22 protein-coding genes and 1 pseudogene are annotated in these 25009 nt (G+C 71.0%); 12 read left to right on the top strand and 11 right to left on the bottom strand.

What is annotated here, in order from left to right:
• Positions 1-3 precede the first annotated feature (3 nt).
• Positions 4-786, bottom strand: coding sequence for a methyltransferase domain-containing protein (locus tag LY71_RS13545; protein ID WP_146146143.1), 783 nt, complete (start codon positions 784-786; stop codon positions 4-6).
• Between the two features lie 22 nt (positions 787-808).
• On the opposite strand from LY71_RS13545, the gene LY71_RS13540 reads away from it, so the two are divergent.
• Positions 809-1933, top strand: a complete 1125-nt coding sequence (locus tag LY71_RS13540) for a glycosyltransferase (RefSeq protein ID WP_106278368.1) — start codon at positions 809-811, stop codon at positions 1931-1933.
• Here LY71_RS13540 and LY71_RS13535 read toward each other — a convergent pair.
• The 6 genes from LY71_RS13535 to LY71_RS13510 form a co-directional block, all read right to left on the bottom strand.
• A complete protein-coding gene (locus LY71_RS13535; protein ID WP_106278366.1) occupies positions 1826-2896 on the bottom strand; it encodes a glycosyltransferase in 1071 nt (356 codons plus the stop codon). The two genes, LY71_RS13540 and LY71_RS13535, sit on opposite strands and share 108 nt — an antisense overlap.
• 186 nt (positions 2897-3082) lie before the next feature.
• Positions 3083-4180, bottom strand: a complete 1098-nt coding sequence (locus LY71_RS13530; RefSeq protein ID WP_170121351.1) for a glycosyl hydrolase family 28-related protein — start codon at positions 4178-4180, stop codon at positions 3083-3085.
• Between the two features lie 63 nt (positions 4181-4243).
• Entirely contained in the window at positions 4244-5443 is a 1200-nt protein-coding gene (locus tag LY71_RS13525) for an ABC transporter ATP-binding protein (protein ID WP_106278361.1), read from the bottom strand.
• 1 nt (position 5444) lies between these two features.
• Positions 5445-6281: an ABC transporter permease gene (locus LY71_RS13520; protein WP_170121350.1), complete on the bottom strand. Its 837-nt coding sequence runs from the start codon at positions 6279-6281 to the stop codon at positions 5445-5447.
• A gap of 136 nt (positions 6282-6417) precedes the next feature.
• Positions 6418-7311: a beta-1,6-N-acetylglucosaminyltransferase gene (locus LY71_RS13515; protein WP_106278357.1), complete on the bottom strand. Its 894-nt coding sequence runs from the start codon at positions 7309-7311 to the stop codon at positions 6418-6420.
• Positions 7312-7441: 130 nt separating this feature from the next.
• Entirely contained in the window at positions 7442-7912 is a 471-nt protein-coding gene (locus LY71_RS13510; protein ID WP_106278354.1) for a hypothetical protein, read from the bottom strand.
• On the opposite strand from LY71_RS13510, the gene LY71_RS24490 reads away from it, so the two are divergent.
• The 9 genes from LY71_RS24490 (at position 7906) to LY71_RS13470 (ending at position 18520) form a co-directional block, all read left to right on the top strand.
• On the top strand, positions 7906-8031 hold the full coding sequence (locus LY71_RS24490) for a hypothetical protein (protein WP_281261608.1): 126 nt from the start codon (positions 7906-7908) through the stop codon (positions 8029-8031). The genes LY71_RS13510 and LY71_RS24490 overlap by 7 nt on opposite strands.
• Positions 8032-8127: 96 nt before the next feature.
• Positions 8128-9708 (top strand): PAS domain-containing protein, encoded by a 1581-nt coding sequence (locus LY71_RS13505; protein WP_106278352.1) that lies wholly within the window; start codon positions 8128-8130, stop codon positions 9706-9708.
• A gap of 36 nt (positions 9709-9744) precedes the next feature.
• A complete protein-coding gene (locus LY71_RS13500) occupies positions 9745-10536 on the top strand; it encodes a PP2C family protein-serine/threonine phosphatase (RefSeq protein ID WP_342748011.1) in 792 nt (263 codons plus the stop codon).
• A gap of 473 nt (positions 10537-11009) precedes the next feature.
• On the top strand, positions 11010-12404 hold the full coding sequence (locus tag LY71_RS13495) for a sugar transferase (RefSeq protein ID WP_342748010.1): 1395 nt from the start codon (positions 11010-11012) through the stop codon (positions 12402-12404).
• A gap of 785 nt (positions 12405-13189) precedes the next feature.
• The gene (locus LY71_RS13490; RefSeq protein WP_245887879.1) at positions 13190-14092 is read left to right on the top strand and encodes a glycosyltransferase family 2 protein; all 903 of its coding nucleotides are present in this window, start codon (positions 13190-13192) and stop codon (positions 14090-14092) included.
• Between the two features lie 206 nt (positions 14093-14298).
• Entirely contained in the window at positions 14299-15519 is a 1221-nt protein-coding gene (locus LY71_RS13485) for an MATE family efflux transporter (protein ID WP_106278345.1), read from the top strand.
• A gap of 475 nt (positions 15520-15994) precedes the next feature.
• The gene (locus LY71_RS13480; protein WP_106278343.1) at positions 15995-16801 is read left to right on the top strand and encodes a sugar phosphate nucleotidyltransferase; all 807 of its coding nucleotides are present in this window, start codon (positions 15995-15997) and stop codon (positions 16799-16801) included.
• Entirely contained in the window at positions 16737-17510 is a 774-nt protein-coding gene (locus LY71_RS13475; protein ID WP_245887878.1) for a PIG-L deacetylase family protein, read from the top strand. Before LY71_RS13480 ends, LY71_RS13475 begins: the two co-directional genes overlap by 65 nt.
• The gene (locus tag LY71_RS13470; RefSeq protein ID WP_106278341.1) at positions 17498-18520 is read left to right on the top strand and encodes an NAD-dependent epimerase/dehydratase family protein; all 1023 of its coding nucleotides are present in this window, start codon (positions 17498-17500) and stop codon (positions 18518-18520) included. Before LY71_RS13475 ends, LY71_RS13470 begins: the two co-directional genes overlap by 13 nt.
• A gap of 11 nt (positions 18521-18531) precedes the next feature.
• On the opposite strand, the gene LY71_RS13465 is transcribed toward LY71_RS13470, so the two are convergent.
• Positions 18532-19095: a dTDP-4-dehydrorhamnose 3,5-epimerase family protein gene (locus LY71_RS13465; protein WP_106278339.1), complete on the bottom strand. Its 564-nt coding sequence runs from the start codon at positions 19093-19095 to the stop codon at positions 18532-18534.
• Between the two features lie 38 nt (positions 19096-19133).
• Between LY71_RS13465 and LY71_RS24715 the strand changes: the two are divergent.
• Positions 19134-19286 (top strand): annotated as a pseudogene (locus LY71_RS24715) (hypothetical protein); the annotation flags it as partial.
• 42 nt (positions 19287-19328) lie between these two features.
• Entirely contained in the window at positions 19329-20231 is a 903-nt protein-coding gene (locus tag LY71_RS13460; protein ID WP_245887877.1) for a Rossmann-fold NAD(P)-binding domain-containing protein, read from the top strand.
• Positions 20232-20268: 37 nt separating this feature from the next.
• Here LY71_RS13460 and LY71_RS13455 read toward each other — a convergent pair whose 3' ends face one another.
• The 3 genes from LY71_RS13455 to LY71_RS13440 all read right to left on the bottom strand — a co-directional run bounded on the left by LY71_RS13455 (position 20269) and on the right by LY71_RS13440 (position 24750).
• Complete coding sequence (locus LY71_RS13455) at positions 20269-21318, bottom strand: hypothetical protein (protein ID WP_106278337.1); 1050 nt, start codon at positions 21316-21318, stop codon at positions 20269-20271.
• A 16-nt stretch (positions 21319-21334) separates the two neighbouring features.
• Entirely contained in the window at positions 21335-22624 is a 1290-nt protein-coding gene (locus LY71_RS13450; protein WP_245887876.1) for a class I SAM-dependent methyltransferase, read from the bottom strand.
• A gap of 989 nt (positions 22625-23613) precedes the next feature.
• Positions 23614-24750 carry a hypothetical protein gene (locus LY71_RS13440; protein ID WP_106278332.1) on the bottom strand — a complete coding sequence of 379 codons (1137 nt, stop codon included), beginning with the start codon at positions 24748-24750 and terminating at the stop codon, positions 23614-23616.
• Between the last annotated feature and the right edge of the window lie 259 nt (positions 24751-25009).

Raw genomic sequence — 25009 nt, 5'->3', positions numbered from 1 at the left:
CGTTCACTGGCCTGTGCTGCCATCCTCGACGCCGAGAACCACACTTCCTGGCGTGTCGCTCTTCGGACTCACCGATCGGCGGGTGGCCGGCCGCCGGACGACAGCCGTGACGAGCAGTGGGTAGTCGGGGTCGTCCTCGTCGAGCACTCCTGCCGGGAGGTCCTCCACCGCCGCGCCCATCAGGAACGCGCGGCAGGCCAGCAAGTTGCCACGCGCCCGCACATCGGCCTCCGCCCCTGCCTTGGCGACTAGGTCCTGGAAACCGAGGGCCGTCCACCGCCACCTGTCGTACTCCCCGGCGAGCCGGCTGACGGACGGGACCGTCACGAGCGCGGCGGTCCCTGGACGCAACGCACGCACCAGGTGGGCGACCGCAGCCACGGGATCCGGCACCAGCTGCAGCGTCTGTGTCACGACGGCAGCGTCAAAGTCCTGCTCGGGGAGCGTGTCCGGGTCGCAGAGATCTCCCACGATGGTGGCCAGCGGATTGTTCGGGTCTATGTCCAGGACCTCCACGCTCGCTGCTCCCAGATCGGACGAGTACAGGTCCTCCTTCACCTCCAGGACCCGGCCGTGGACGAGGCCGCGGTGCTCGCGAAGGAATTCGTCGATGAGGTGGCGGTCAACCGCGGTACCGCGCTCGAAACCCCACTCGGAGAGCGGGTCGGTCCGGCGGGTGCTGCTCCAACGCAGCCGGAACGACAGACGGCGGGCCAGCGCGGACCGGGACGCGACCACTCCGGTCGCGCGCCGACGGAGGTTGCGCAACGCAGCGGTGGGTGCCATGGCGGCACACTAACCTTGCGACGTGCCTGGTCACGGCGATGCCCCAATTCTACGGGCGGCATACCGGCTCTGCGTCGTCACCGATGCACAGGAGGTCGGTGGAGCCGAGCGCTTCCTCACCAACCTGTTGACCGCGCTGCCCACCGACCGTGACGTCACCGTGCTCGGGACGTCGCCGGCGGTCCTCGCCCGGCTGGCCGACGCGACCCCGGCGCTGCGGACCGCGGTGGTGGACGACAGCACCGGGGCCTTCCGGCGGGCCCTCCGGCGGTTGGCGCCGGACGTGGTACACCTCAACCTGATCGCGTTTCCCAGCTGCCGCCGCGCCGCGGTCGCGGCGCTGTCGCTCCGGCTGCCGGTCGTCCTCGTCGACCACCTCCCCACTCCCGGCCTGACCTGGCGTGGCCGGGCGGTCCAGCGGCTCCTCACCCGGTGCAGCGCGGCGCGCATCGCCGTAGGCAGGACGGCCGCCCGGGACGTGGAGCGGTACGGGGGGCTGCGCGCCGGGAGCGTGCAGATCATCCCGAACGGCGTCCCCGATCCTGGCTGTGGGGGAGGCGGTCCCCTCGGGTCGCGGCTGGTCCTGGGGACGCTTGGGCGCCTCGAGCGACAAAAGGGCCTCGACGTCTTGTTGAGGGCCCTGACCGACGTCCCGGATGCGGACCTCGTCATCGCCGGGGACGGCAGCCAGCGAGCCGCGCTAGAGGACCTGGCTGCCGAGGTCGGGGTCGTCGGACGCGTCCGCTTCCTCGGTCCGGTCGACTCCCCGTGCGTGGTATTGGGCTCCGTCCACGCCCTCGTCCAGCCCTCACGATGGGAGGCCATGCCGTTGGCCGTGCTTGAGGCCATGCACTCTGGCCGGCCCGTGATCGCCACGGATGTCGGCGACATGGGACACGTCGTACAGGACGGTCGGACCGGCTTCGTCGTCGATCCCGAGGACGCCACGCAACTGGCCGCGGCGTGCCGGCGGTTGATCGATCCGGCCGTTCGCGAGCGCCTCGGCCGCGACGCACGGGTCAGGGCGCGCCGGTCGTTCTCAGTGGCGGCCATGGCTGCGTCGTACGACGCGGCGTACCGGCGTGCCGCCGCCCATCCGGCGGGGCGACGGCGACACCGGGGAGACCGGACCGCGGACGGGCCGTGACCCGTCGTCGGTTGTCCGCCGGCGCGCCAGCACCGAGGCCCAGAGGTGTCCTCGCGCGTGCGTGCGCGACCCGAGCAGTGCACCCAGCCCGGTGTGCCGGTACCTGTGCCGGACCTGGGCCAGGCGGGAGCTGTACATCGCCACCACCAGGCACTCGTACCAGCGGTGCCGGGACAGTGCCCACGCGCACCACCGGAGCCTCCGCGCTGTGCTGACCATCCACGGCTTCTGGTGGCCGACGAAGTGGAGCACGTGGACCCCCTCGGCGCCGGACCATGAGACGCCGAGCTGCCGGATGTGGAGGTCCAGGTAGTCCGTGAACATGTTGTATCCGTCGGGCAACCGGAGCTCCCGGGTGTGCCTCCACTCCGGATGGGCCTCGGTGATGACGTCCTGGTCGCCCAGGCCCAGGGCTCCCTCAACCACCAGCCTCCGGTGTGCCGTGGCCGGGATCAACTCGGGGAGCCGGGCGTAGGCCTCCGGGTCCGGCTCGATCACCATCAGCCCCGAGTTCAGGGTCACCCAGTCCTCGTTCCCGGGGACCCGCACTCCTGCCGCGACCGCGGACATGTGCGGCCGCTCGAACAGGTGGTCGATGTTCTTCACGACCAGCATGTCGCTGTCGACGTAGACGACCTTGGCGAACTGCGCCAGGGAGAAGACGGAAAGCTTCTCCAGCGTCCTCGTCCAGTGGTCTCGGTCGTTGCGGGCGTTGACGGTCCGGACGTCCTCGGGGAGTCCTGCGCTCGCGGGGAGGGGCAGACAGTCGATGCCCGCAGACCCGAGCGCTGCCGTCACGGAGGGACTCACCGCCCTGCCGACCAGGACATACAGCGGGTACCGGGATCCGACACGCACGAGTGAGTCGTGCAGGATGACCGATCCAGGCAGATAGTCGTCGGAGCTCAGGACGGTCACGTAGGCCCTCGACGCCGCTGCGGCGGCTCGGTCCGGGACGTCCACGTGATCCCCCTATTCGTCGGTGGCGCCGCGCGACCGGCCGCTCGTCCCGCGGGGACCGGTGCTCGGGCGTCCAGCCATCATGCAGCAGGGGGACGCGGACCGGCGTGCCGAGCGGAGGACCGCTGTACGTTCCGACGCTCCGGTTTCCCGCCCGACGGACCGCCGAACTGCTACGTCGCGGCGACGTCAGGGGGCGTCCGGGACAGCCGAGCCGTCGACCACCCACCCGATCCGGGGGCAGCAGTCCGGATCGACGCCGGCGGCCACGAATGCCGGGCCAGGCCCTGCGACTGTCACGTCGGTGAAGGTGACATCCCGCACCGACGCCCCGGGTTCCGCGACGACGCCGACCTCCCAAGGGGCGCCGTCGCGGGTCGCTCGCACCATGAGGCCTGAGATGGCGACGTCACTAGGTGGTCGGTCGGGGCGGCCGCCGTAGACCAGAACGGCACCGTGGCCGACGGAGGGATCGGTGTTGCCGGCCACCACCCGGAACCCCGAGACGTCGACACGGCGAGGCGCGAACGTGTCGTACGGCGCTCCCTCGGATGCGACGTACAGGCCGGCCGCACTACTCCGTTCGACCAACCCGTCCACGACGGTGATGTCCTCGCCTCCGACCACGCTGACACCACGGCCCCAGGTGTTGTCCCGGACCGTCACGTCCTCAATCCGCACCCGCCGCACGGGGACGCCGTCACCCAGGTAGGAGACGACCGCGACACCGTCGTCCCCGGTTTCTGACGCCACCACTCCCTGCACAACCCCGTCGTGCGCTCCGCCGGTGACGTGCAAGCCGTCGGCGCGTGTGTCCCGGACGCGGACGTCCTCCACCCTGAAGCCCGACGCACCCGTCCCGACGTAGATGCCGGCCGCCGCAGACCCGTCGATCGTCACGCGGCGGACGACGACACCGCTGTGCCCCGCCACCCGGAGCTTCATCTGCTCGAAGGCGTCCCACCGGCGGCTCGTGCTGCGCATCTCCAGGGTGACGCCGTCGACGATGACGTCGTCCGCATCGACCACGACCGCCGATCGCGCCTCCTCCACGGCGACCAGCGAGCCACCGCCAGCCAGGCGGGTCGTCGGCACCCGGATCGTCAGGACGTCCGAGTGGAGGAAGGTCCGCCCCTCCGGCAGCACGAGGGTGTCACCGGGGCGCAACGCATCCAACGCCCGCTGAAGGGCCGATGTGTCGTCCGTCCTCCCGTCGCCTGCGGCCCCGAAGTCCATGGGAGTCCAGCGACGGGCACCGGTGTCACCGCCGGTGACCGACAGCGTCACCAGGAGCAGCCCGGCGAAGAGGACTGCGACCGGCCGGCTCCCCCGCATCCGGATCGCCGCCCGTCACCTACTGCCGTCGGCGCGCGACAGGGACATCGGCAGGTCCTGCACGAGGATCCGCCCGGGTCTGCCGCGGTCGCTGCCGAACAAGGTGAACGAGGCGGTCACTGGCTCGTCCAGGAGGTCGGTGTGCGCGGTGCCGAACCACACGCCCACCGTGAACTCCCCGACGTTCAGGATCGGCGGAACCTCCAGCGTCACGCACCAGCGCCCCGCGGAGATGCGGGGGGGACCACCATCGCTGAGCGCCTGGTCGAGGACCCGCACTCCTGAGGCCGTAGTCACGAAGACCGCGAGGTCCAGACCGGCCACGTCCTCCTCTGCGGAGAAGTCGACCTCGATGCGGACGGGCTCGTCGCGCACGAGCGCCGCTTGCGCGCGGCTCACCGCCGAGTAGACCCCGACGCCGTGCAGGGTGATCGGCCCGCCGCTGGCCAGGGGCCCGGAGTCGCGCTGCGCGACACCACCGGATGCGAGGTAGTCGCGGACGAGCTCCCGGGTGTCCCCCGACGCCCGGACCTGGCCGGCGTCCAGCCACAGGGAGCGCCGACACAGGGAGGTGAGCGCGTCCAGGTCGTGACTCACGAAGACGATCGTGCGCCCCTCGCTGCCCGCCTCCTCCATCCGGCCCAGGCACTTGCGCTGGAACTCGGCATCCCCGACGGCCAGCACCTCATCCACAACCAGCACGTCCGGGTCGAGGTGCGCCGCCACCGCGAACGCCAGCCGCAGATACATGCCACTGGAGTAGCGCTTGACGGGGGTGTCGAGGAAGCGCTCAACACCAGAGAAATCGACGATGGCGTCGAAGGCCCGGCCGATATCCCGGCGCGACATCCCGAGGATGGCGCCGTTGAGGTAGACGTTCTCGCGGCCGGTCAGCTCCTGGTGGAAGCCGGTGCCGACCTCGAGCAGTGCCGCCACCCTTCCCCGGGTCCTCGACACACCCGCGGTGGGGGAGGTGATGCCCGCCAGCACCTTGAGCACCGTGCTCTTGCCCGCGCCGTTGCGGCCGAGGATGCCGAGCGTCTCACCATCGGCCACCGCGAAGCTGACGTCCCGGAGGGACCAGACCTCCTTGGGCGCGGGCGCCCTGCGCGGTCTGACTGCGCGCTTGGCCGCGGCGACCAGGGCCTCCCGTGCGTTCGCCCGGTCACCGAGGACGTACCGCTTGCTGACGTCCTCGAACTGGATCCGGTCCACGTCAGATCACGTCCGCGAAGGAGCGTTGAGCCCGGCTGAAGTACTGGGCACCACTGGCCAGCAGGACCGCGGTGGAGGCGACCGAGACCGCGAGGGGCCATCCCGGCCAGGGTGTGCCGGTCAACGCGAAACGTCCCAGCTCGATGGGGCCGGCCATGGGGTTGAGGGCGTACACCCACTCCTGCCACCCGGAGAACTGGCTTGCCCCGTAGGCCACGGGGCTGGCGAACAGCCAGAGCTGCAGCAACGGGGCGATCGCGTGCTGGACGTCCCGGTACCGGACGTTGAGCGCGGAGACCCACAACGCCACCCCCGTCGCCGTCAGGACCAGCAGCAGCAGCCACGCGGGGGCGGCTAGCAGCTGCACACCTGGGGACACGCCGTAGTAGGCGGCGAGTACGCCCACGAGCAGCAGCGACACCCCGAGGTCCACGGCCGGCGGCAGGAGGGAGGACGCCGGCGCCGCGATCCGCGGGAAGTAGACCTTGGTCACGAGGTTCACGTTGGAGGCGAGGACCGTGCTGGCCGACACCACGGTGCTGGAGAAATACGTCCAGGTGACCATCCCGACCAGCGCGAACAGCGGATACGGGATCCCCTCGCTGGACACGCCTGCCAACCGGCTGAACACGACGGTGAACACCGCGACGCTCGCGATCGGCTGGGCCAGGACCCAGACGACGCCGAGGACCGCCTGCCGGTACCGCAACCGCAGGTCCCTCAACGCGAAGTACCCGATCAGCTCCCGGGCCCGCCACAGGGCGGTCCACGGGTCGTCTCGCGCGACGCCCCGCGGCGTGTTCTCCGTCCACCTCACCGAGTCCCCGTCCAGACGCACGGGCGCCATCATGCGGCGTCAGTCGCGAACGCACCTCTGTTGCCCCGCGACCGCCCCCTGGACGGGTGTGACGAGGACCCGGCTCAGCCTGTTGTGCCCTCCCTCTTACGACCTCATCCGAACTCGTGACGCCCGGTCACAGCAGTGCGTCGTCGATGAGGTCGAGCACTCGTGCGTCCACTCCGGTGTCGAACTTCCGCGCGAACAGACCATGCGAGGTGGCCAAGTCGTCGAGGTCGTCGACAGCCAGCACGGCCGGGCTCTGCGCGCCGTCGCGCCACACCGTGTACCGCAGATCGTCGTTGACGACCCGATCCTGCAGTGGAGCATTGAGAAGAAGGGTCTGGAAGAAGATCTCGTCCGGGATGTAGACGCGCCTGAAGAACCGCGTGTATGCCGGCTCCTCCTGGAGGACCTGGTGCAGGTACTCGACGGCTGCCCTCGTCAAGGACCAGTACCCCCCACCTCCGTAGGGTCGTCGATCGCCCGGAACAGGTCGGCGCCGGGGAAGGACCTTGTTCACCAACAGCTGTACAGGCCCCTCGTGACCCGGGTGAGCTTCGTCCTTGGGCAGCTCGATGTGACGACCACCCAGCCAGAGGTGCCAGTGTTCGAGCCGTGGCATACCACCGCGGTACCAATCCGCGCGCGGGAGGGGAAAGTGTTCGATGAACTCGCGGTCCGAGTGCGCTGCGAAGAAGTCCCTGATGGCGGCGTTGCTCTTGATCGGATAGTCCTGACCTGTCAGGAGGACCACTCGGTCACACTTCACCCTCCGTTCCACGATGAAACGGATGCCCTTGAGTGAGGCCGCCACGTGCCCGAAGTCCCCCCAATGACAGACGTGACGCTCGAGGAGGTGGACGTTGGGCGTCCCGCTGAGCGCCGAGGCGATCGGGTTCATGATCTCGTCACCCGACTTCTTGTCCACGTGCACCAGGACCGTGGTCTCCCGGCCTTGGATGCGGGAGATCAGCCGCAGCAGCTGGTGAGGTGATCGGTACGCCGAGATGATGTAGGCGATGTGCATGAGTGCGCGCCCTTCACCGGGGAGGACCTGACGGTACTGACCGTCATGGCAGCACGCTGGATCACATGGTGGGGCTGCCCCGTACGTGTCGACGCGCTCCAGATCTCCTGCCACGGGCGACGCGCAGACCTCAGGCGTGCGGTGGGGTGAGGGGCCGCCCGACGCAGGTGTTGGCCAGCTGCTCGGCGCTCAGCTGCGGGTAAACGCCGGCGCACCATGCGTCGACGGCGCTCTCGCCGGTGAAGCCGCCGTCGACGAGCGTCACCCAGTACGGGCCGCCGTCGGGAGCGGTCGAGGTCGTGCCGAAGTCGGTGCTCGACAGCACATAGAGATTCGCGGGGTCCTCCACCGCCGACAACGCCGCACGGCTCTCCGCCAGGATGTCGGCGGCGAAGAACTGGTGGGTGCCGTTGGCGGCCGTCTGCAGGGGGTCGGTGATCCCGACGTCCTTGCTCGCCACCTGCGCGACCCAGCGGCCGTCGAGGTCCACCCGCGCCAGGGACTCGTCGCGCAGGGCCTGCAGGTCGGCCAGCGCCTGCCCCTCCGGGGATACCGTGGGCGCAGGCCGGGCGGCCGCCGCCCGGCCCCACGACCGTGCCAACGGGATCCCTCGTCGCCGCGCTGGCGCCGATCGCCGCCCTAGCGGTGGTCGCGACGGTCACCCTGGCCCTGACCGGCGGGTCCGTCCTCGTCACCGGCGGGTCGCCCGGCGCCGGGTGAAGCGGCACCGGCGCGCCGACGGAGCCACCCGCAGCCGGGGACCGCGACCACGACCCGCAGTACGCCAGCCTCGCCGCCGACTGCCGGGACGGCGACATGCTCGCCTGCGATGAGCTCTACTACGACAAGCCGATCGGGGACCCCTACGAGAACCTACGGCTCACCTGCGGCGGCCGGCTCGATGAGACCTCCGGGGCTGCGTCACCGTCTTCGACCGACGGATTGACCGCCGACCTGTCCCTGCAGTCGGGGCGTCGGCAGGCGCACACCCCGCGGCTGCTCGTCGGCTCCCCGGTTGGCACCGACCTCGCGCCGGTCCGCCGTCCGGATGACTCCCCCCAGCACGACACCCAGGACGAGCGCGAGGGCGCTCCACATGAGGAGCAGCCAGATCCACCACAGCACGAGTCCTCCAGCCGTCGCCCGGCCCCCGTGCTGCACCACACTGTCCTCCACGTCACGACTGAAAGCCACGGAGAGTTCCGCACTTGTGACACCAGGTCGGTGCGTTGCCGGTCAACAGACGCGTGGGTGAACACAAGGAGTGGTCGCGTCTCCAGTCGGCGGGACGGGACCGGTCCGGCCGGAGGAACGGAAAGGCGCAGCGGGGGACCTCGCGGCGCGCGACCCGCTCGACGCGGATCCGCGGCAGGCCGGGCAACAGGGGACGAGCTGTCGAGAACACTGCGCGCCGAGCTCACGATGGAGGCCACCGGCATCGGTATGTTCGACTGGGACCTCGTCAGCGGGGTGCTCGACCGCGACGAGCGCCTGGCCGCGATCTTCGGCGACGACCCGCCCGTCCGGACACGATGTCGGGACCGTCACCGGTCGGGTGTGCACCCCCACGACCGGAACGCCGTCGCGGCCGCTGTCCAGCGCGCCATGGAAACCCGCGGTGGATTCGACACCCTGTGCCGGGTGCTCCCCACCGGCGCCATCCGGTGGATCTCCGCCTGCGGCCGGGTGCTGAGCGACGCCTCCGGCGCAGCTACCCGCCTGCTCGACCCCGCCTCCGACGTGACCGAGCAGCTCGGCGTGGTCCACGTCCTCGAGGCGATGCCCGCTAGTTCCTACCCGCTCACCCGCGACTGGCGCTCTGCCCAGGTCAACCCCGAGGCAGAGCGCATCTCGGGAGGCGCCGGGACGAGCTGCTCGGGGAGAGGTTGCCGGTCGCCATCGGGTCGACGTTCGAGCTGCCTACCGGCGGGCCCTCGAGACCGGCGAGCCAGTCCCCTTCGAGGCGTACGTCCCGCACCGCTGGACGGCTGGTACGAGATCCGCGCCTGGCCGGCGGCCGACGGGTTGTCGGTCTACCTCCTCGAGGTCACCGCCCTAGGCACGGCGCCGTCCGGCGAGCCGCGGCCACTGCTGAACGCGCTGGAGCCCAGCACCGCGCTGGCCCTGCCCCCGCCCGGCTGGGACCGCACGGTAGGGCTGACCTTCCTCCTCTACGCGGACGGGCGGGTCCCGACCGGCCACGAGGTGGCGACGCTGCGCGGCGTCGCCGACTGCCTCGGCACGGCGCTGGACGACGCTCGCCTATACGGGACGCGGCGCCGGCTGGCCCTGGAGCTGCAGCGCTTCATGCTCACCGCGCCGCCCGAGCCTGACCACGCCGAGATAGTCGTCCGGTCGCTGCCCGCCGCCGAGGCGGCATCAGGTGGCGGCGACTGATACGACGCCTTCTTCTCCTCCGACGGCGCGACCACGCTGGTCATCGGCGACGTCGCCGGTCAAGATACCGCGGCCGCGGCGACGATGGGCCAGCTGCGCAGCCTGCTGCGGGGGATTGGCACCGGCACCGGCGCCGGGCCGGCCGACGTCCTGCGTGACCTCGACCGGTCGATAGCGCTGCTGCGGCTCTCGACCCTGGTGACGGCCGCCGCCCGCCTCGAGCAGACCCCCGCCGAGATCGCGGCCGGCACCACCCGGCTGCGGTGGTCCAACGCCGGGCACCCGCCCCCGGTCGCCCTCTCCCCTGCCGGCGCCATGACTGTCCTCGACGACGGGCACCACGACGGGCTGCTGGGCGTCGCCCCTGGTCCGCCTCGGCGGGAGCGGGTCACCGTGCTCGAGCAGAGCTCGCCCGTGCTGCTCTACACCGAGAGCGTCGTCGAGCGGCGCGACTTCACCTTGACGGGGGCAGGCCCGCCTCACCCGGGTGCTGCACGACCTGGCCGCGCGCCCGCTGCCGGAGCTGTGCGACACCTCGTCGAGCGCATGGTCGACCACCGCCCCGACGACGTCGCACTGGTTGCCGTCCGCCTGCACAGCCAGGACTGGCTTCGACCCGACCGAGGCGCCGCGCGCCTCGGACGTGCGACACACCACCGCCCGCGCGGGGATGCGCCGGTTGGTTCACCACTCGGTGCTGCGCCCGCGGACCCGCGCGAAGCCCCACCACACCGCCGAGGGCCGCGTCGAGGAGTCGCTCGACGCCGTCGTCGCCGGCACCGGGAACCGCTGTCAGGCGCCGCTCAGGCGGACGTCATCAAGCGGTGACCGGGTCGTGCGCTACTAGGGGCCAGGCGGCGCTCCCGTGCCGACCCCCGACGAGGACCTCGAGTGCCGGAGAGGAGCGGCAGCCACTCGATCGCTCGTCGACGCCCCTCACCTTCTGTCACCGATGGCTCACGTGCCGACAAGGGACTTACGTCCTGATCAGGCGTGATGGCGCTCGAGGGGGTTGCGCTCGGTTACGGCTTCTGGTTGCTTGACGTCCTCACACGAGGACATCGACACGCAAGTGTCCAGGGTCCGGCGTGGGACGCAGTGGGGGAGCGTCTCCAGGCGCTGCCCCGTGCCTGTCAGCAGTGACAGGAAGGGGCTGTGCAGTGGCGTTAGAGGTCCCCCGGACCCGCGAGCCGGTCGAGCTCGCCGACCTGGTCCGCGGCGCGCCGGCCCGAACCACACGGCTCGGACCGGTGCCGACCGGCGCCAGCCCACTCCGTGCTCGCAGTCCGGATCGGCGCCCCCTGCACTGGGTACCCCGGTACATCACAGCGGCCGTCGCGTCCGACCTGGTCGCCGCTGCTGTGTGCGGGGTCGGTGCTCACCTCGTCCGGTTCGGCACCGACGTCGGTCCGGCGACGCAGGTCGCGGTGGCGGTGTTCCCCCTGGTGTGGGTGGCGGTCGTGGCCCTCGGCGGCGGCTACGAGGTCTCGACGATCGGCACGGGCAACGAGGAGTTCAGAAGCGTCCTCCACGCCGGCCTGGCCGGTCTGGCCGCCATCGGGTTTGCGTCCTACGCGGGGAACTGGCAGCTGTCCCGCGCCCTGGTCGTGATCGCCGTACCGACCACGGTCGTGATGAGCGCGGTCGGGCGGTACGTACTGCGCCGGTGGGTGCACCGGCTCAGGGCTGCCGGGCGGTGCATGCGGACGGTCCTCGCCGTGGGCCGGGAGGGAGCGGTGGTCGATCTCGTCCGCCAGTTGCAACGCGAGCGACACTGCGGGATGGCCGTCGTCGCGGCCTGCGTCCCACATCCCCACGACGCGTCGCTGCTGCGCGCCGAAGGTGTGCAGGTGGTGGGCGACCTCGCCCACGTCCGGGAGGCCGTCTCGGTGTGGGAGGTCGACGCGGTAGCCGTCACAAGCAGCAGTGAGACCGCCGCGGCCTACCTCCGTCGCTTGTCCTGGCAACTGGAGGGCACGGGTGTGGAACTGCTCGTCGCCCCAGGCCTCATGGAGGTCGCCGGTCCACGCATGCACATGCGTCCGTTCATCGGGCTGCCCCTGGTGCACGTGGAGGAGCCTCACTTCACCGGTCCCAAGAGAGTGGTCAAGACATCGCTGGACTGGATCGGTGCAGTCGCGCTCGTCCTCCTCGCGCTCCCGATCCTCGTAGGCCTGGCCGTGGCGATCCGGGTCGACAGCAGGGGGCCGGTACTGTTCCGCCAGACCCGCATCGGTCGCGCGGGCCGGCCCTTCACCATGATGAAGTTCCGGACCATGGTCACCGATGCGGAAGCTCACCGGGCGGAACTGGGGACTCGGAACCAGAACGCCGACGGGCTGCTCTTCAAGATCCGGAAAGACCCACGGGTCACCCGCGTCGGACAGATGCTCCGGCGTCATTCGCTCGATGAGCTGCCTCAACTGTTCAACGTCCTCCTCGGCCACATGTCCCTCGTCGGCCCGCGCCCACCGCTGCCCGAAGAGGTCGCCCGGTACGACGACTCCGTCCGTCGCCGACTGCTCGTCAAGCCGGGGCTCACCGGCCTCTGGCAGGTCTCCGGTCGCAGCGACCTGACCTGGGAGGAGGCCGTGCGCCTCGACCTCCGCTACGTCGAGAACTGGTCCTTGGCGTTGGATCTCATGATTCTGTGGAAGACGCTCCGGGCCGTCGTCCGCGGTGAGGGGGCGTACTGATCGCACGATCCGGTCCACAACGACATGGCCACGACAGGACGGAGTGGGGACCTGCCAACTGGGACATCACCGTCGTCGATGGAGAGGGAGCCTGCCTCGCGCAGGCCGCTGACCGCTACCCGTCGGCCGTCCTCGCCTCCAGGCACGAGGACGTCCTGGCACCTCGCGGGGACCGGCAGCAACGTCCTCACGGCATGGGTTCTGCTGGAGATGGCACCCCACCGACTCCAGATCCGCCCGACGACGAGCGTCCTGCTGGTCGAGGTCCGGGAGCCGAAGTTCCGCAGCCGCCGGCGGGTGGACGAGGGGATACCCGACGAGGTCGCCGCCGCGTCGCTCGTGTCGTGCTCGCCGCTGCTCCTGACGATCGGTGCGGTGGTCCGTTTGCGCGGGCAGGGTCCGCCGCTCCCCCACAGCACCGGGTGGGAAAGCGCACTGTCTGCCTCGCGAAGCCCGGCAGCACGGGTCGCCGGCACGTCAGCGGACGGTTGGACTCGACCTGGGACGAGGCCGTGGAGCCGGACATCCGGTGTGTCGAGAACTGGCCGCTCGCGCTCGACCTGGCGAACCTGATGCGGATGCTCCCGCGCCGTCCTGCGCCTACTGAACGCGTGACAGCCGTGGTCGACGCCTTGCGGTCACGTTCGCCGCACGGGCGTGCGCCGGTTGTGGTCACACTCCCGGTGGTGGATGGTGCTCGGTCGATGGTCCGCGGCTGAGGGAGAGGCCGGCACACGATGCAAGCGGGGCACAGCCAGCACACCTGCCCGTTCGACGTCGAACTCGTGATCGTCGCCTACCGCAGCCGTGCGCAGGTCACCGAACTGCTCGCTGGCCTGCCGGCGGACATCCCGTTGGCCGTGGTGGACAACTTCGATGACGGCGACGGCCTCGCCCAGGTCGTCCTCGATCGCCCGAACGGCCGGTACATGAGAGGAGGAGGGATCGGCTACAGCCGCGCCGCCAACCTCGCGGCCCGATCCTCAGAGGCAGAGTTCCTCGTCTTCCTCAACCCCGACACCCGGCCAGACATCGAGGTCATCACGACGCTCGTGGAGGACGTGGCGACCGATCCTCTGTGCTCGACGAGCGCTGGGGTCGTGGTCGACTCCCGAGGGCGAGCCGAGTGGGCAGTCGGGGGCTGGGAGCCGACGTTGCCGCGCGCGATCGCGCATGCTGTGGGAGCGCACAGGGCCTTTCCCCGACTCGGGATCTACTGCCATCCCGAGGTCGGCCAGTCGCTGGACGTCGACTGGGTGTCCGGATCCGTCATGGCGGTGCGTCGTCAGACCTTTCTCGACCTCGGCTGCTTCGACGAGGACTTCTACGTCTACAACGACGACGTGGCCTTCGGCCGGCAGAGCCGCGCCCACGGGCTGTACCAACGTCTGCGTACGGATGTGACCATCTTCTCGGCCGGGGGTTCGGGGGCTCCGTCACTCGAGATGGGCAGGCTCCACGGCAGTTCGATGTCGCGCTATCTGCACAAGCACCACCGTCCCGTGGCGGCCACGGCGATCGTCACGTCCCTCGGCCTCGGGTACACCGGCCGGGCTCTGGCGCGTCTCCTGCTCGGCCACGTCCACCGCGCTCGGGAGGACTGGGCACACGCCGTGGGCCTCGTCACCGCCCGAGCCACCGTGGCCGGACGCCTCGTGGCCGACGGTCGCCGCGGACGGCCGGTGTGATCGCAACCGAGCGCCGTCGGCACGCGGACCCGGCCCGTCGACGCAGACCCTCGGCGGCCCCCTGTCAACCGGTTCCTCGACTGATGCTCTGGTGACGGCAGAGCACGGGCCCGTCCTTGACTAGGCGAGGCGGACGATCGAGCGTTTCGGTACGTCAGACCCGGGTCCTGGCGGGACGGGCGGGCTGGAACCTCGCGGACCAGATCGTGTCGAGCGGCACCAACTTCGCCCTGTCCGTCCTCGTCGCGAGGATCCTCACGGCTGATGAGTTCGGGGACTTCGCCGTCGCCTTCACTCTGTACACCCTGCTCTTCGGCGCTGGTCGCGCTCTCATCGCTCAGCCCCTCGTCGTCCGCTACACCTCGGTCGGGCCGGGTGCGTTCTCCTCCGCCGCCTGCTCCGCCACCGGAGCGGCGACGCTGCTCGGGATCGCGTCGGGCGTCATCGCAGGGATCGTCGGCCTGTCCATCGGTGGGCCGCTGGGTCTGTCCCTCGTGTGCATGGGTCTCCTGCTCCCTGGCCTCCTGCTGCAGGACATGTGGAGAGCGGTCTTCGTCACACAGGGTCGCCCGTCAGCTGCGTTCTACAACGACGTCCTCTGGGGAGCGGCCCAGTTCGCCTTCATCGCCGCCGCCCTGTTCGTGGGCCAGGACTCGTCAACGGCGATGCTGCTCGCGTGGGGCGGCGCCGCGCTCATGGCAGCACTCGTGGGCATCCTGCAGTTCGGCGCTCCCCCACGGTTCAGGACCAGCCTCCTCTGGCTCGCCCGGCAGCGTGATCTCCTGGGCTATTACGCCGCGACCTTCGGCCTCGTCGGGGCCAACCAGGTCACCCTCCTCCTCATTGGGGTCCTGGGTGAGCCGTCCGACGTCGGCGCGATCCGAGCGGCACTGGTGGTACTGGGCCCCCTGACCCTGCTGGGGACCAGCATGGCGACGTTCGCCACCCCGGAGGTCTCGCGCCGTCGGCTGAGGGGCAGGAGCGCCATCCGAGTCGCCATGGCTATCTCCGCCGTGCTGGTGGTGGCCGACCTGGCGTGGGGCGTGACCGTACTGGCACTCCCCGACAGCGTCGGGACGGCACTGCTCGGGGACAGCTGGGCCAACGGCCGGGCCGTCCTCCCCGCCACGTTGCTCGGAGTCGTCGCCCTCGCGTGCGCATCCGGAGCTCACGTCGTGCTCTGGGCCCACGGGTACGCACGGGAGGCCTTCTGGGCGTCCGCGGTGCAGGCTCCGGCCTACCTGGTCCTCGGTCTGGGCGGGTTAGACCTGTGGGGGGCTCCCGGCGCGGCCCTCGGCCTGTCCCTCGCCCAGTGGGTCATCGTTCCCATCGTCTGGTGGCAGGCCGTGACCCTTATGCGCCGGGAACGGCCGCCGAGAGACGTCCCGGGGGGACCTCGGATCGGCGGGTGCTCGACCGGTAGGTGAGATGCGCCGACCGAGGTCGAGATCGCACCGGTAGTCGGCCGGCGGCATCCCCTTCCGTCACCCAGACGTCGAGTGCGGTCGGCACCCGGCGTGGCTGGATCCGCGGACCAGGACCAAACCGCCCCTCACGGTGGCCGAGCTTCGCGCTGCCATCCGCGAAGTGGTTGACCAGTCCCGCCCGTACCTCCAGGGTCTTCATGCGGTCGACGTCCATCACGACAAACGGTCGTGCGGGGATCGCCCGTCGTGCGGACGAAGGGATCTCTGCCGTGGTCATGTCGGAGTTCGGAGGCGCGCTCGGGTCGGTCGAGCTCCTCGCGACAGCCAGTCGTCCTTCCCCGGGCACGCACAGCCGACGCCCACCCTGCCTCTCCGGTCGAGTCGCCAGCGCCCGACCTCCGGGTCATCGTCGTGCCGGGCCGCGCGACTCCCACAGCGCGGCGTCGTACGAGAACAGTGCGATGGGGACGTCGTCATGAAGGTCGTGCTCTTCTGCGGCGGGTACGGCCTTCGGATGCGGGACGGGACGACAGAGGTCCCGAAGCCCATGATCATGGTCGGCCACCGCCCGCTCATCTGGCACGTGATGCGCTACTACGCCCACTTCGGCCACGACGAGTTCATCCTCTGCCTCGGCTACGGCGCCCACCACATCAAGGACTACTTCCTCAACTACCGCGAGACCGCCAGCAACGACTTCGTGCTCAGGGAAGGCGGCCGGCGGATCGACCTGCTCTCCAGCGACATCGCCGACTGGACCATCCACTTCGTCGACACCGGCGTGGACTCGGCGATCGGGGAGCGGCTGCGTCGGGTTCGACATCTCGTAGCCGACGACGACGTGTTCCTGGCGAACTACTCCGACGTCCTCACCGACGCCCCCCTTCCGATCATGGTCGACCGGTTCCGGGACAGCGACGCCACGGTGAGCCTCCTCGCGGCCCGTCCCGACCCCTCCTTCCACTGCGTCGACATCGACTCCAGTGGTCACATCCGGCAGATCCGCGCCGCCAGCGACCTGGACCTGTGGGTCAACGGGGGCTTCTTCGTGCTGCGGCAGGGCGTGTTCGACCACATCCCCAAGGGAGGCGACCTGGTAGGTGACGCCTGCACCGCCCTCGCTGAACGGGGACAGCTGCTCTCCTACCGCTACACCGGCTTCTGGCACCCCACCGACACCATCAAGGAGCGGAACAACCTCGAGACGCTCTTCTCACATGGGGAACGTCCGTGGATGGTGTGGGAGAACGACTCCACCCGCGCGCCCGTGCCGGCGACCTGAGGTGGGCGGCCTGACACTGCTCACCCGAGAGGACGGCAGTCCCCCTGTCGTGGTGGCCCTCGGGGCCCATTGCGACGACGTCGAGATCGGTGCGGGTGCCCTCCTCCTGCAGCTCGCCGCGTCCTGCCCCGGTGCCCGACTCCAGGTCCTCGTGCTGTCCTCGACACCTGACCGGGAAGCCGAGGCCCATGCGTCGCTCAAGGCGTTCAGCGGAGGAGTCGACCTCGAGGTGACCGTGCTCGACCTGCCCGACGGCCGGCTGCCGGCCCACTGGGACGCGGTCAAGGAGGCGATGGAGGAGGCGGGCGCCCGGGCACGGGCGGCCGGCGGCGCCGACCTCGTCCTGAGCCCCTGCCGACAGGACCTGCACCAGGACCACCGGCTGGTCGCCGAGCTCACGCCGACGGTCTTCCGTGACCACCTGGTGCTCGGTTACGAGATCGCGAAGTGGGACGGCGATCTCGGCCGGCCGGCCGTGCATCTGCCGGTGCCCCCGGAGGTCGCCACGCGCAAGTTCGAGTTGCTTGCCGAGCACTACCCGTCCCAGCGGGACCGCGACTGGTTCGACCGAGAGGTGTTCCTCGGTCTCATGCGCCTTCGCGGCGTCGAGTGTCACCAGCGGTACGCCGAGGCCTACTGGTGCGACAAGATCGTCGTGGGATTGCCTCCCGCGGCCCGCCCCGACCGGGAGGTCCCGTGCGCGTCCTGATCACTGGTAGCGAGGGCTACCTCGGCACCGTGATGGGGGAGGTCGTGGCGGGTGCCGGCCACGACGTCGTGGGGCTGGACAGCGGCCTGTTCATCGAGGCCACACTGGGGCCGGAGCCGACGCGGCCGCCGCTGGTGCGGCGGGACCTCCGCGACGTCACCGTCGACGACCTGACCGGCTTCGACGCCGTCTGTCACCTGGCAGCGCTGTCCAACGACCCGTTGGGCAGCCTGGCGCCGGAGGTCACGTACGACATCAACCACGCCGCGAGCACCCGGCTGGCCCGGCTGGCCCGGGATGCCGGCGTGCGCCGTTTCCTCTACGCCTCGACGTGCAGCGTCTACGGGGCCTCCGGGACCGAGGACCCGCTCGACGAGACGGCACCGCTCGCCCCGGTGACGCCGTACGCGGAGAGCAAGGTGCGCGTGGAGGCCGATCTCCACGACCTGGCCGACGACGACTTCGAGCCGGTGTCCCTGCGCAACGCGACCGCCTTCGGCTTCTCGCCGCGGCTGCGCGCCGACATCGTCCTCAACGACCTGGTCGCCTCCGCCGTCCTGGACGGAGAGATCGTGGTGAGGTCCGACGGCACCCCGTGGCGGCCGCTGGTCCACGCCCGCGACATCGCCGAGGCGTTCCTCGCCTGCCTGGAGGCGCCGCGGGAGGCGGTCCACGACCGGGCCTTCAACGTGGGGATGGACAGCGAGAACCGACGGGTGGCCGAGATCGCCGAGGTCGTCGCCGAGGCCGTTCCCGGCAGCACGGTGCGGATCTCCGGCGAGTTCGGCGGCGACCCGCGTTCCTACCGCGTCGACTTCCGCCGCATCGCCGAGGCGGTGCCGGCGTTCAAGCCGGCCTGGACGACGCTGGAGGGCGCTCGTGAACTCGCCACGGCCTACCGCCGGTACGGGCTGACCCGGTCGATGCTGCGCGAGCGCTTCACCCGGCTGGCGTGGCTGAAGCAGCTGCAGCACCAGGGGCGGCTCACCGAGGACATGCGGTGGCGCTGAGTGCTGTCGCCTCAGTGGCCGGGGGCACCGTCCAACCGCTGGACCAGGTCCTGCCAGGTACCGGCGGCGGCGTCGCGAGCGGAGATGGCGGTCACCGGCAGCGGCCAGGGGAGCGCCAGGTCCGGGTCGTCGTAGCGGACGGCGAGGTCCTCCGCCGGGTCGTGCTCGCGGTCGATGCGGTAGCAGACGTCGGCCTCCGGAGTGAGCACCTGGAACCCGTGGAGGAACCCCGGGGGCACGTAGAGGTGTCGTCCCGTCTCGTCGTCCAGCCGGAAGGCCGCGCTGCGCCCGAAGCTCGGCGCGGAGGGCCGGGCATCGACGAGGACGTCGAGCACGGCTCCACGCGCGCAGCGGACCAGCTTGGCCTCGCCGGCACCGGCCCGGCCGTGCATGCCGCGGAGTACGCCCTGACGCGACCGCGACTGGCTGTCCTGCAGGAAGGTCCGGGCGTCCACGCCGGCACGCTCCGCCACTGTCACGTCGAGGGTGCGGACGAACCAGCCCCGCTCGTCCTCGTGCCGGGTCTCGGGGAGGAAGCACACGACGTCGGCAAGCTCCGAGCGCTCGATCAGCACGCGTGCAGTGTGGCGTGGGAGAGGGGCCGGTGACGTCGATGGCGTCGTGCCGATGGTGCGGTTCTCCACACGGGGAGGCCGTGCTCGACCTCGGGCTGCAGCCGGCCTGTGACGACTTCCCGCTGCCGGATGACCCGCCGGCCCCGGTGCACCCACTCAGGCTGTGGGCCTGCGACGGCTGCGGACTCGTGCAACTGCCCGACCGCTCCCCCGTGCCGCAGGAGCCTCGTGCGGTGGAGCCGGCCGCGCTGACCGCGCACGCTCGGGACTCCGTCGGGTGGGCGCTGGAGCGGGGCCTCCTCGTGCCCGGGACATCGGCGCGGGAGTTCGGCAGTCCGCACGGTGGCAGCTGGGTGCACCTGCTCGACACCGCGGGCCTGGACGTCCGGGATGACGATCGTGCCGGACCGGTGGACGCGGTGATCGACGTCTTCGGGCTCATGCACGAGGAGGACCAGCGGGCGGGACTGCGGCGCCGGGCCGACGCGCTGACCCCGCACGGCGTGCTGGTGCTGGTGTTCCCCCCGCTGGAGACGGTGGTCGAGCACGGACAGTGGAACGCGGTCCGTCACGGGCACCACGCCTACCCGTCCACCGCCGTGGCCGCCCGTCAGCTGGCCGAGTGCGGCCTGACCGTCGTGGCCTCGGTGCTGCACCCGCTCTACGGAGGTACTCGTCTGCTGGCGGCGCGTCGCGACGGCGCCCTGCCGCCGGACGCAGCACCGGTCAGCCTCCCCGATGACGTCCCACGGGCGGCGTTGACCGTCCTGGCGGAGTCGGTGTCCGCGGGCGTCACGGCGCTGCGGACCCATCTGCAGCAGGCAGCGGCCGCCGGTCGGCGGGTCATCGGATACGGCGCGGCGTCACGGGCGGTCCCGTTGCTGGTGGCCGCCGGCATCGGCCCGGACCTGCTCCCGGCGGTGGCCGATGCATCGCCTGCCAAGCAGGGCCGAGTGATCCCCGGAGTGGGGATGCCCGTGATCGGGCCGGCCGAGCTCGTGGCGACCCGCCCTGACGAGGTGCTCCTGTTCCTGCCCGATCTGCTGGACGAGGTGCGTTCGGGGCTCCCGGAGGTGGAGCGCTCCGGTGCCCGTTGGCTGTCGGTGGAGGCCCTCCTGCCTGCCCGCACAGGATGAGCTCGTCGTCGGAGGAGCACGTTGGAACCCGACCCGTTCAGGTCTGGGCTGCGGCCCTCGACACCGGCCCCTGTGCGGCTGCGGGTGTCTCACGCTCGAGCCAGACCTCGCGCCAGTAGGACTCGGTCTTGCGCTGGCACAGGCCGTGGTACAGCGCCTGGCAGACGCCACCCTCGAGGACGACGCAACGACCCGGCAGGTGCAGCATCCGCCCGGTCCACTCGTCGATGATCTGCTGCACCAACCGCTGGACGCGCATGCTCTTGCCGCAGTAGGGCGTCATCTCCACGTCGAACGCGAGCCCGCGGTTGCGGGCCTTGCGGTCGTTGGTCGCCCGGATCTCCCTACGGCTCCGCACCCGGACCCGATCACCCGGCTGGAGGCCCAGGTCGACGGACGGCGTCTGCCTCGATGTGCCGTGGATGAAGGGGATGTCCGCGCCCTTCGCCACCCGCAGCCACCGTGGGAGACGCCGCCGGCTCAGACCCTGGTAGGTGAACAGGAGAGACGGCAGGATCCTCCGGAGCACCGTTCCCGGCCGGAGATTGCCCCGGCGCACGTCTCGGACGTAGTGCCGCAGGTCCCAGGTGCGGATGGGTCTGGTGGCGGCACGGACCTGGGTCGCCTGGCAGGACCAGAGCTCCTCACCACCGGAGCTCTCCGGAGGGTGCACCGCGCGGGAGACGTCGTCCCGCGTGCAGCCGTCGCGGTGGAGAGGCTGGGCGAGCAGCAACGGCTGGGACGCCTGCGGATGCTCGGGGGTCGGCTCCACCGGGCGGAGCCACTCCTCCTTCCAGTATATGAGACAGCCGGCCTGGCATCCGCCGTGTGCCGACCCGTCACAGCGGATCCCGGTCAGGTGGACCGCTGCGTCCATGTCACGCAGGGCCCCGTAGAAGCAGGTCGTGTCCGCTCGGCTGTCCACCGTCACCCGGGAGCCGCACTGCTGCAGCATCTCCGGCATGAAGGGCAGGCCGTCGACGGTCGCGTCGGGCCCCAGGGTGGCCAGGATCTCCTCCTCGGAGCGGACCTCGACGACATCCCCGGCGCGCAGGAGGCGGGGCTTGGGCGTGCGGAGAGCGTCCACGCAGTGGCTCCTGAGGTCAGTCGATGTCGAGTCGAGGAATGGGGACGACGATGCGGCCGCCCCACTCGCGGACGTAGGCCAACTGTTGCGTGATCTCGGCGCGGAGGTTCCACGGCAGCAGGAGCACGTAGTCCGGCCGGTCCTCGGCGATGGCCTCGGGGGGCAGGATCGGTATGTGTGTGCCGGGCAGGTACATGCCTTGCTTGAACGGGTTGCGGTCCACGGTGTAGCGCACCAGGTCCGAACGGATACCGCAGTGGTTGAGCAGCGTGTTGCCCTTGCCGGGCGCGCCGTAACCGGCGACCCGCTTGCCCTGCTCGGCCGCCGAGAGCAGGAAACCGAGGAGGTCCCGCTTGATGCGGGCGACCGAGTCGGCGAAGCCGCGGTGGCCCGCCAGGCTGTGCAGACCGCGTCCCTCCTCCTCGGCCAGCACGCCGCGGACGGCGTTCGAGACCCGTCCATCCGCGGTCCGCTCGTGGCGCGCCCAGAGGCGCAGCGAGCCCCCGTGAGAGGCCAGTTCCTCCACGTCGACGACGGCCAAGCCGGCCGTGGCGAGTACCCGCTGGGCGGTCAGCAGGCTGTAGTACTGGAAGTGCTCGTGGTAGATCGTGTCGTACTGGGCGAACTCGATCAGCCGCATGAGGTGCGGCACCTCGATGCTCAGCCACCCGTCGTCGGCGAGCAGGGCGGCGAGCCCCAGGCTGAAGTCGCGGACGTCGGGAACGTGGGCGAACACGTTGTTCGCCACGACCAGGTCGGCAGGGCCGTGCTCGGCGCGCACCCGCCGTCCCTCCTCTTCCCCCAGGAAGGCCACGTGTGTGGGGATGCCGCGCTCGACCGCGACGGCGGCGATGTTGGCCGCCGGTTCGATGCCCAGCACCGGGATGCCGCGGCCGACGAGGTGCTGCAGCAGATAGCCGTCATTGCTGGCGACCTCGACGACCAGGCTGTCTGCCGTCAGCCCGACTCGCTCGGCGGCGTGCTCGGTGAACACCCGGGCGTGCTCGACCCAGGAGGTCGAGTACGAGGAGAAGTAGGCGTAGTCGGAGAAGATCTCCTCCGCCGGTAGGTGTGCAGGCAGCTGGACCAGCAAACAGTCAGCGCAGATCCACACCCGGAGGGGATAGAAGACCTCCGGCGACTCCAGCCGCTCAGCCGGGATGTAGCTCTCGCACGGCGGTGACATGCCGAGATCGACGAAGACGTCGGTGAGTTGCCGTCCGCACAGCCGACAAGAGCCCCCGCCGCGGGCGGCCAGGTCGAGCACCCCGGCCAGATCGGAGGGGCCGGTGACCGTGGCGCTCATGGACGGGTCACCCGTGGACCGACGCCGAGATCGTCGCCGTGGCAGCCATGTCGCGTCCCCTGCTCGTCCGCGGGCGCGGAGCGTCTGACCGACGCCGTGCCCGGATTGCTGGCTCCGGCAGAGTGGCCGCAGCCGGGAGGCGACGTCAACCCGTTCTCCCACGGCCTGCTGCGGGCAGCCCGGGGCCGGCCGTCGACTGCCACGAGGCGCCGGGGACCCGGGTGGAGATCGTCCGCGGCGGCTCCGAGTGCGGCACGGGACTCCGCCCGGGCTCTCTCCGCGCTGCGCCGTGTACGGTGACCCGACCCGAGAGCCACTGGGTGGAGGTGAGCACATGGTCCGGAGGGGCATGTGCATCGCCCTCCTCGGCCCCGACGGCGCCGGTAAGACGACGCTGGCGAGGAGCCTCGTCGGCGCCCTGCCGGTCCCGGTCCGCTACGTGTACAGCGGGCTCTGGCAGCGGAGAGAGCGTCGCACCTGGCTCGATGGGGTCCGCGGAGGACCGCGAGTGCGACGACTGCTGCGGGTCGTCCGGATCGGGATGGCCGCCCGCTGGTATCGCGGGCTCGGCCACCTCGTGGTCCTCGACAGGACCCCCCACGAGGTCCGGCTCCGCACCGCCGGCGTGAACGGCCGTCTCAACGCGCTCGCCGTCCGCCTGTTGGCGCCGACTCCCGACCTGGTGATCCTCCTCGACGCCCCACCCGAGGTGCTCTTCGCGCGCAAGGGTGAGCACTCGGTCGAGGTCCTGGACGGGCTCCGGCGGTCCTACCGGACCATGCTGGGGGAGTTCCCAGCGCACGCCACCGTCGACGCCCGGGCGGACGCGCAGACCGTTCGCCGCCAGGCGCTCCAGGTCATCCATGAGCACTGGCCCGCAGGCCATCCTCGGGCGGGGCACGGGACACGACGACCCGGCGGATCCGGGCGGAGGCCCGCGTGGCCTCGGTGGAGGTCCGCGGGCACAGAGGCAGCTGGGGACGGACGGCTCAGCAGTACGGTGCAGCGGCCTCGTACAGGTCTCGCAGAGCGACCGGGTACGGGTGCCTGAGTTCGAACGCCGGAACGTCGGCGAGGGTCCGCTCGAGCACTCGCTCCTCTCGCTCGCGCGCAGTGTCGATCAGCGAGCTGGTGCGGTCGGGGAAGGCGAACCGGAACTGCAGGTAGGCCGTCGTCAGGGCCGCGCGCTCGAAGGCCAGTGAGCTGACCATCCGCCTGGCGACCTCCTCACCTGCCAGGGGGATGACCTTGATGCTGTCGTCCTGACCCACGACCGGCAGGAAGACCCGGTCCACCGGGACGTTCCTGCGCCGGACCCGGTCACCGAACAGTGCCGGCGGATAAATCTGGTCCACCCCCTGCCAGTCGGCCCCCCCGTCCATGCTGAGTCGACGGAGGCGTCGACCCGGACGGCCGGGCAGACGGTCGAGGCCGGGGACGAGCCCGTAGAGGCGTCGGTACAACCGCCAGAGGCGGAGCCGCGCCCGCGCCCGCGGTCGGATGAGAGGCCAGTACTGAGGGAACTGGCGGAGGTGCCAGTCCCAGAGACGTGCGACGCCCGAGACCCCGGAGAGGGTTGGCTCGTGCCCCCCGACGATCGTCCACTCATCCGCGACGAAATCGGCTCCAGCCGCCATGAAGGGCAGCATCGTCTCCGTCTTGCCTCCCTTCTGCCAGCCGGTCACCAGGACGCCGGTCCCACGGTGGACGAAGGAGGCCGCGTGGAGCAGGACGTGGTCCTTGAGGAGCAGGCGGAGCCCCACGATCGGGATCAGGAGCGGGATGTGACTGATGCCGCGCTCGCACACCACCTCGAAATGGTCACCGAGCCGGGAGAGGTCCAGCCTCGCCCGGTGTCCTGCTCCGTCCAAGAGGTAGAAGTGCGCGTCGTCGAAGGCAGCCTGACGCAGACCGAGCAGGCGCAGGGGACCCTCGGGCGGGAGCTCGTCGGTGAAGGTCACCGTGATGTCCGGCTCGCCGGAGGGCGCGGGATCCGCTGACCCGAGCTCCCGGGCGACCGCCTCCCTGATGTGTCCCGGCGCGCCACGCAGCCTCACGCGGAGGACACCGTGGACGTCGTGGTCGGTGACGGTGACCTCGGCAGCGCGGTTCCGACGATGTGGCATCCGATCCCCCGAACGGCAGGCGGCTGCGGCGCACCGTCCGACGGACGACGACGATGCGGGCGCCGTCGGAGGCTACATCCCGAGGGGACGCGACGCGCTCCAGCGACGCCGGGGCGGGACCGCGGTCACCCACCGGCCATCGTCCCTGCCGGGCATCCCCCGGATGACAGTGAGGATGTCTGCGGCGCCATCGGGCGCGGTCTGACCCTGAGTGCTGACCGACGCCTGGCTGTCTTGGCTGAGATCTGTCGGCCGTGCC

The sequence above is a fragment of the Geodermatophilus tzadiensis genome, from assembly GCF_003002915.1.
In the GTDB taxonomy this organism is placed as follows: Bacteria; Actinomycetota; Actinomycetes; order Mycobacteriales; family Geodermatophilaceae; genus Geodermatophilus; species Geodermatophilus tzadiensis.
The sequence above is the reverse complement of the archived record's forward strand: the minus strand, read 5'-3'. Positions and strand labels throughout refer to the sequence as shown.

Bases quoted from the DNA above. Each gene is read 5' to 3' on its own strand.
- LY71_RS13480 (WP_106278343.1), top strand. From the start codon at position 15,995: ATGAAGGTCGTGCTCTTCTGCGGCGGGTACGGCCTTCGGATGCGGGAC.
- LY71_RS13545 (WP_146146143.1), bottom strand. From the start codon at position 786: ATGGCACCCACCGCTGCGTTGCGCAACCTCCGTCGGCGCGCGACCGGA.
- LY71_RS13515 (WP_106278357.1), bottom strand. From the start codon at position 7,311: ATGCACATCGCCTACATCATCTCGGCGTACCGATCACCTCACCAGCTG.
- LY71_RS13450 (WP_245887876.1), bottom strand. From the start codon at position 22,624: ATGAGCGCCACGGTCACCGGCCCCTCCGATCTGGCCGGGGTGCTCGAC.
- LY71_RS13440 (WP_106278332.1), bottom strand. From the start codon at position 24,750: ATGCCACATCGTCGGAACCGCGCTGCCGAGGTCACCGTCACCGACCAC.
- LY71_RS13505 (WP_106278352.1), top strand. From the start codon at position 8,128: ATGCTCGCCTGCGATGAGCTCTACTACGACAAGCCGATCGGGGACCCC.
- LY71_RS13475 (WP_245887878.1), top strand. From the start codon at position 16,737: ATGGGGAACGTCCGTGGATGGTGTGGGAGAACGACTCCACCCGCGCGC.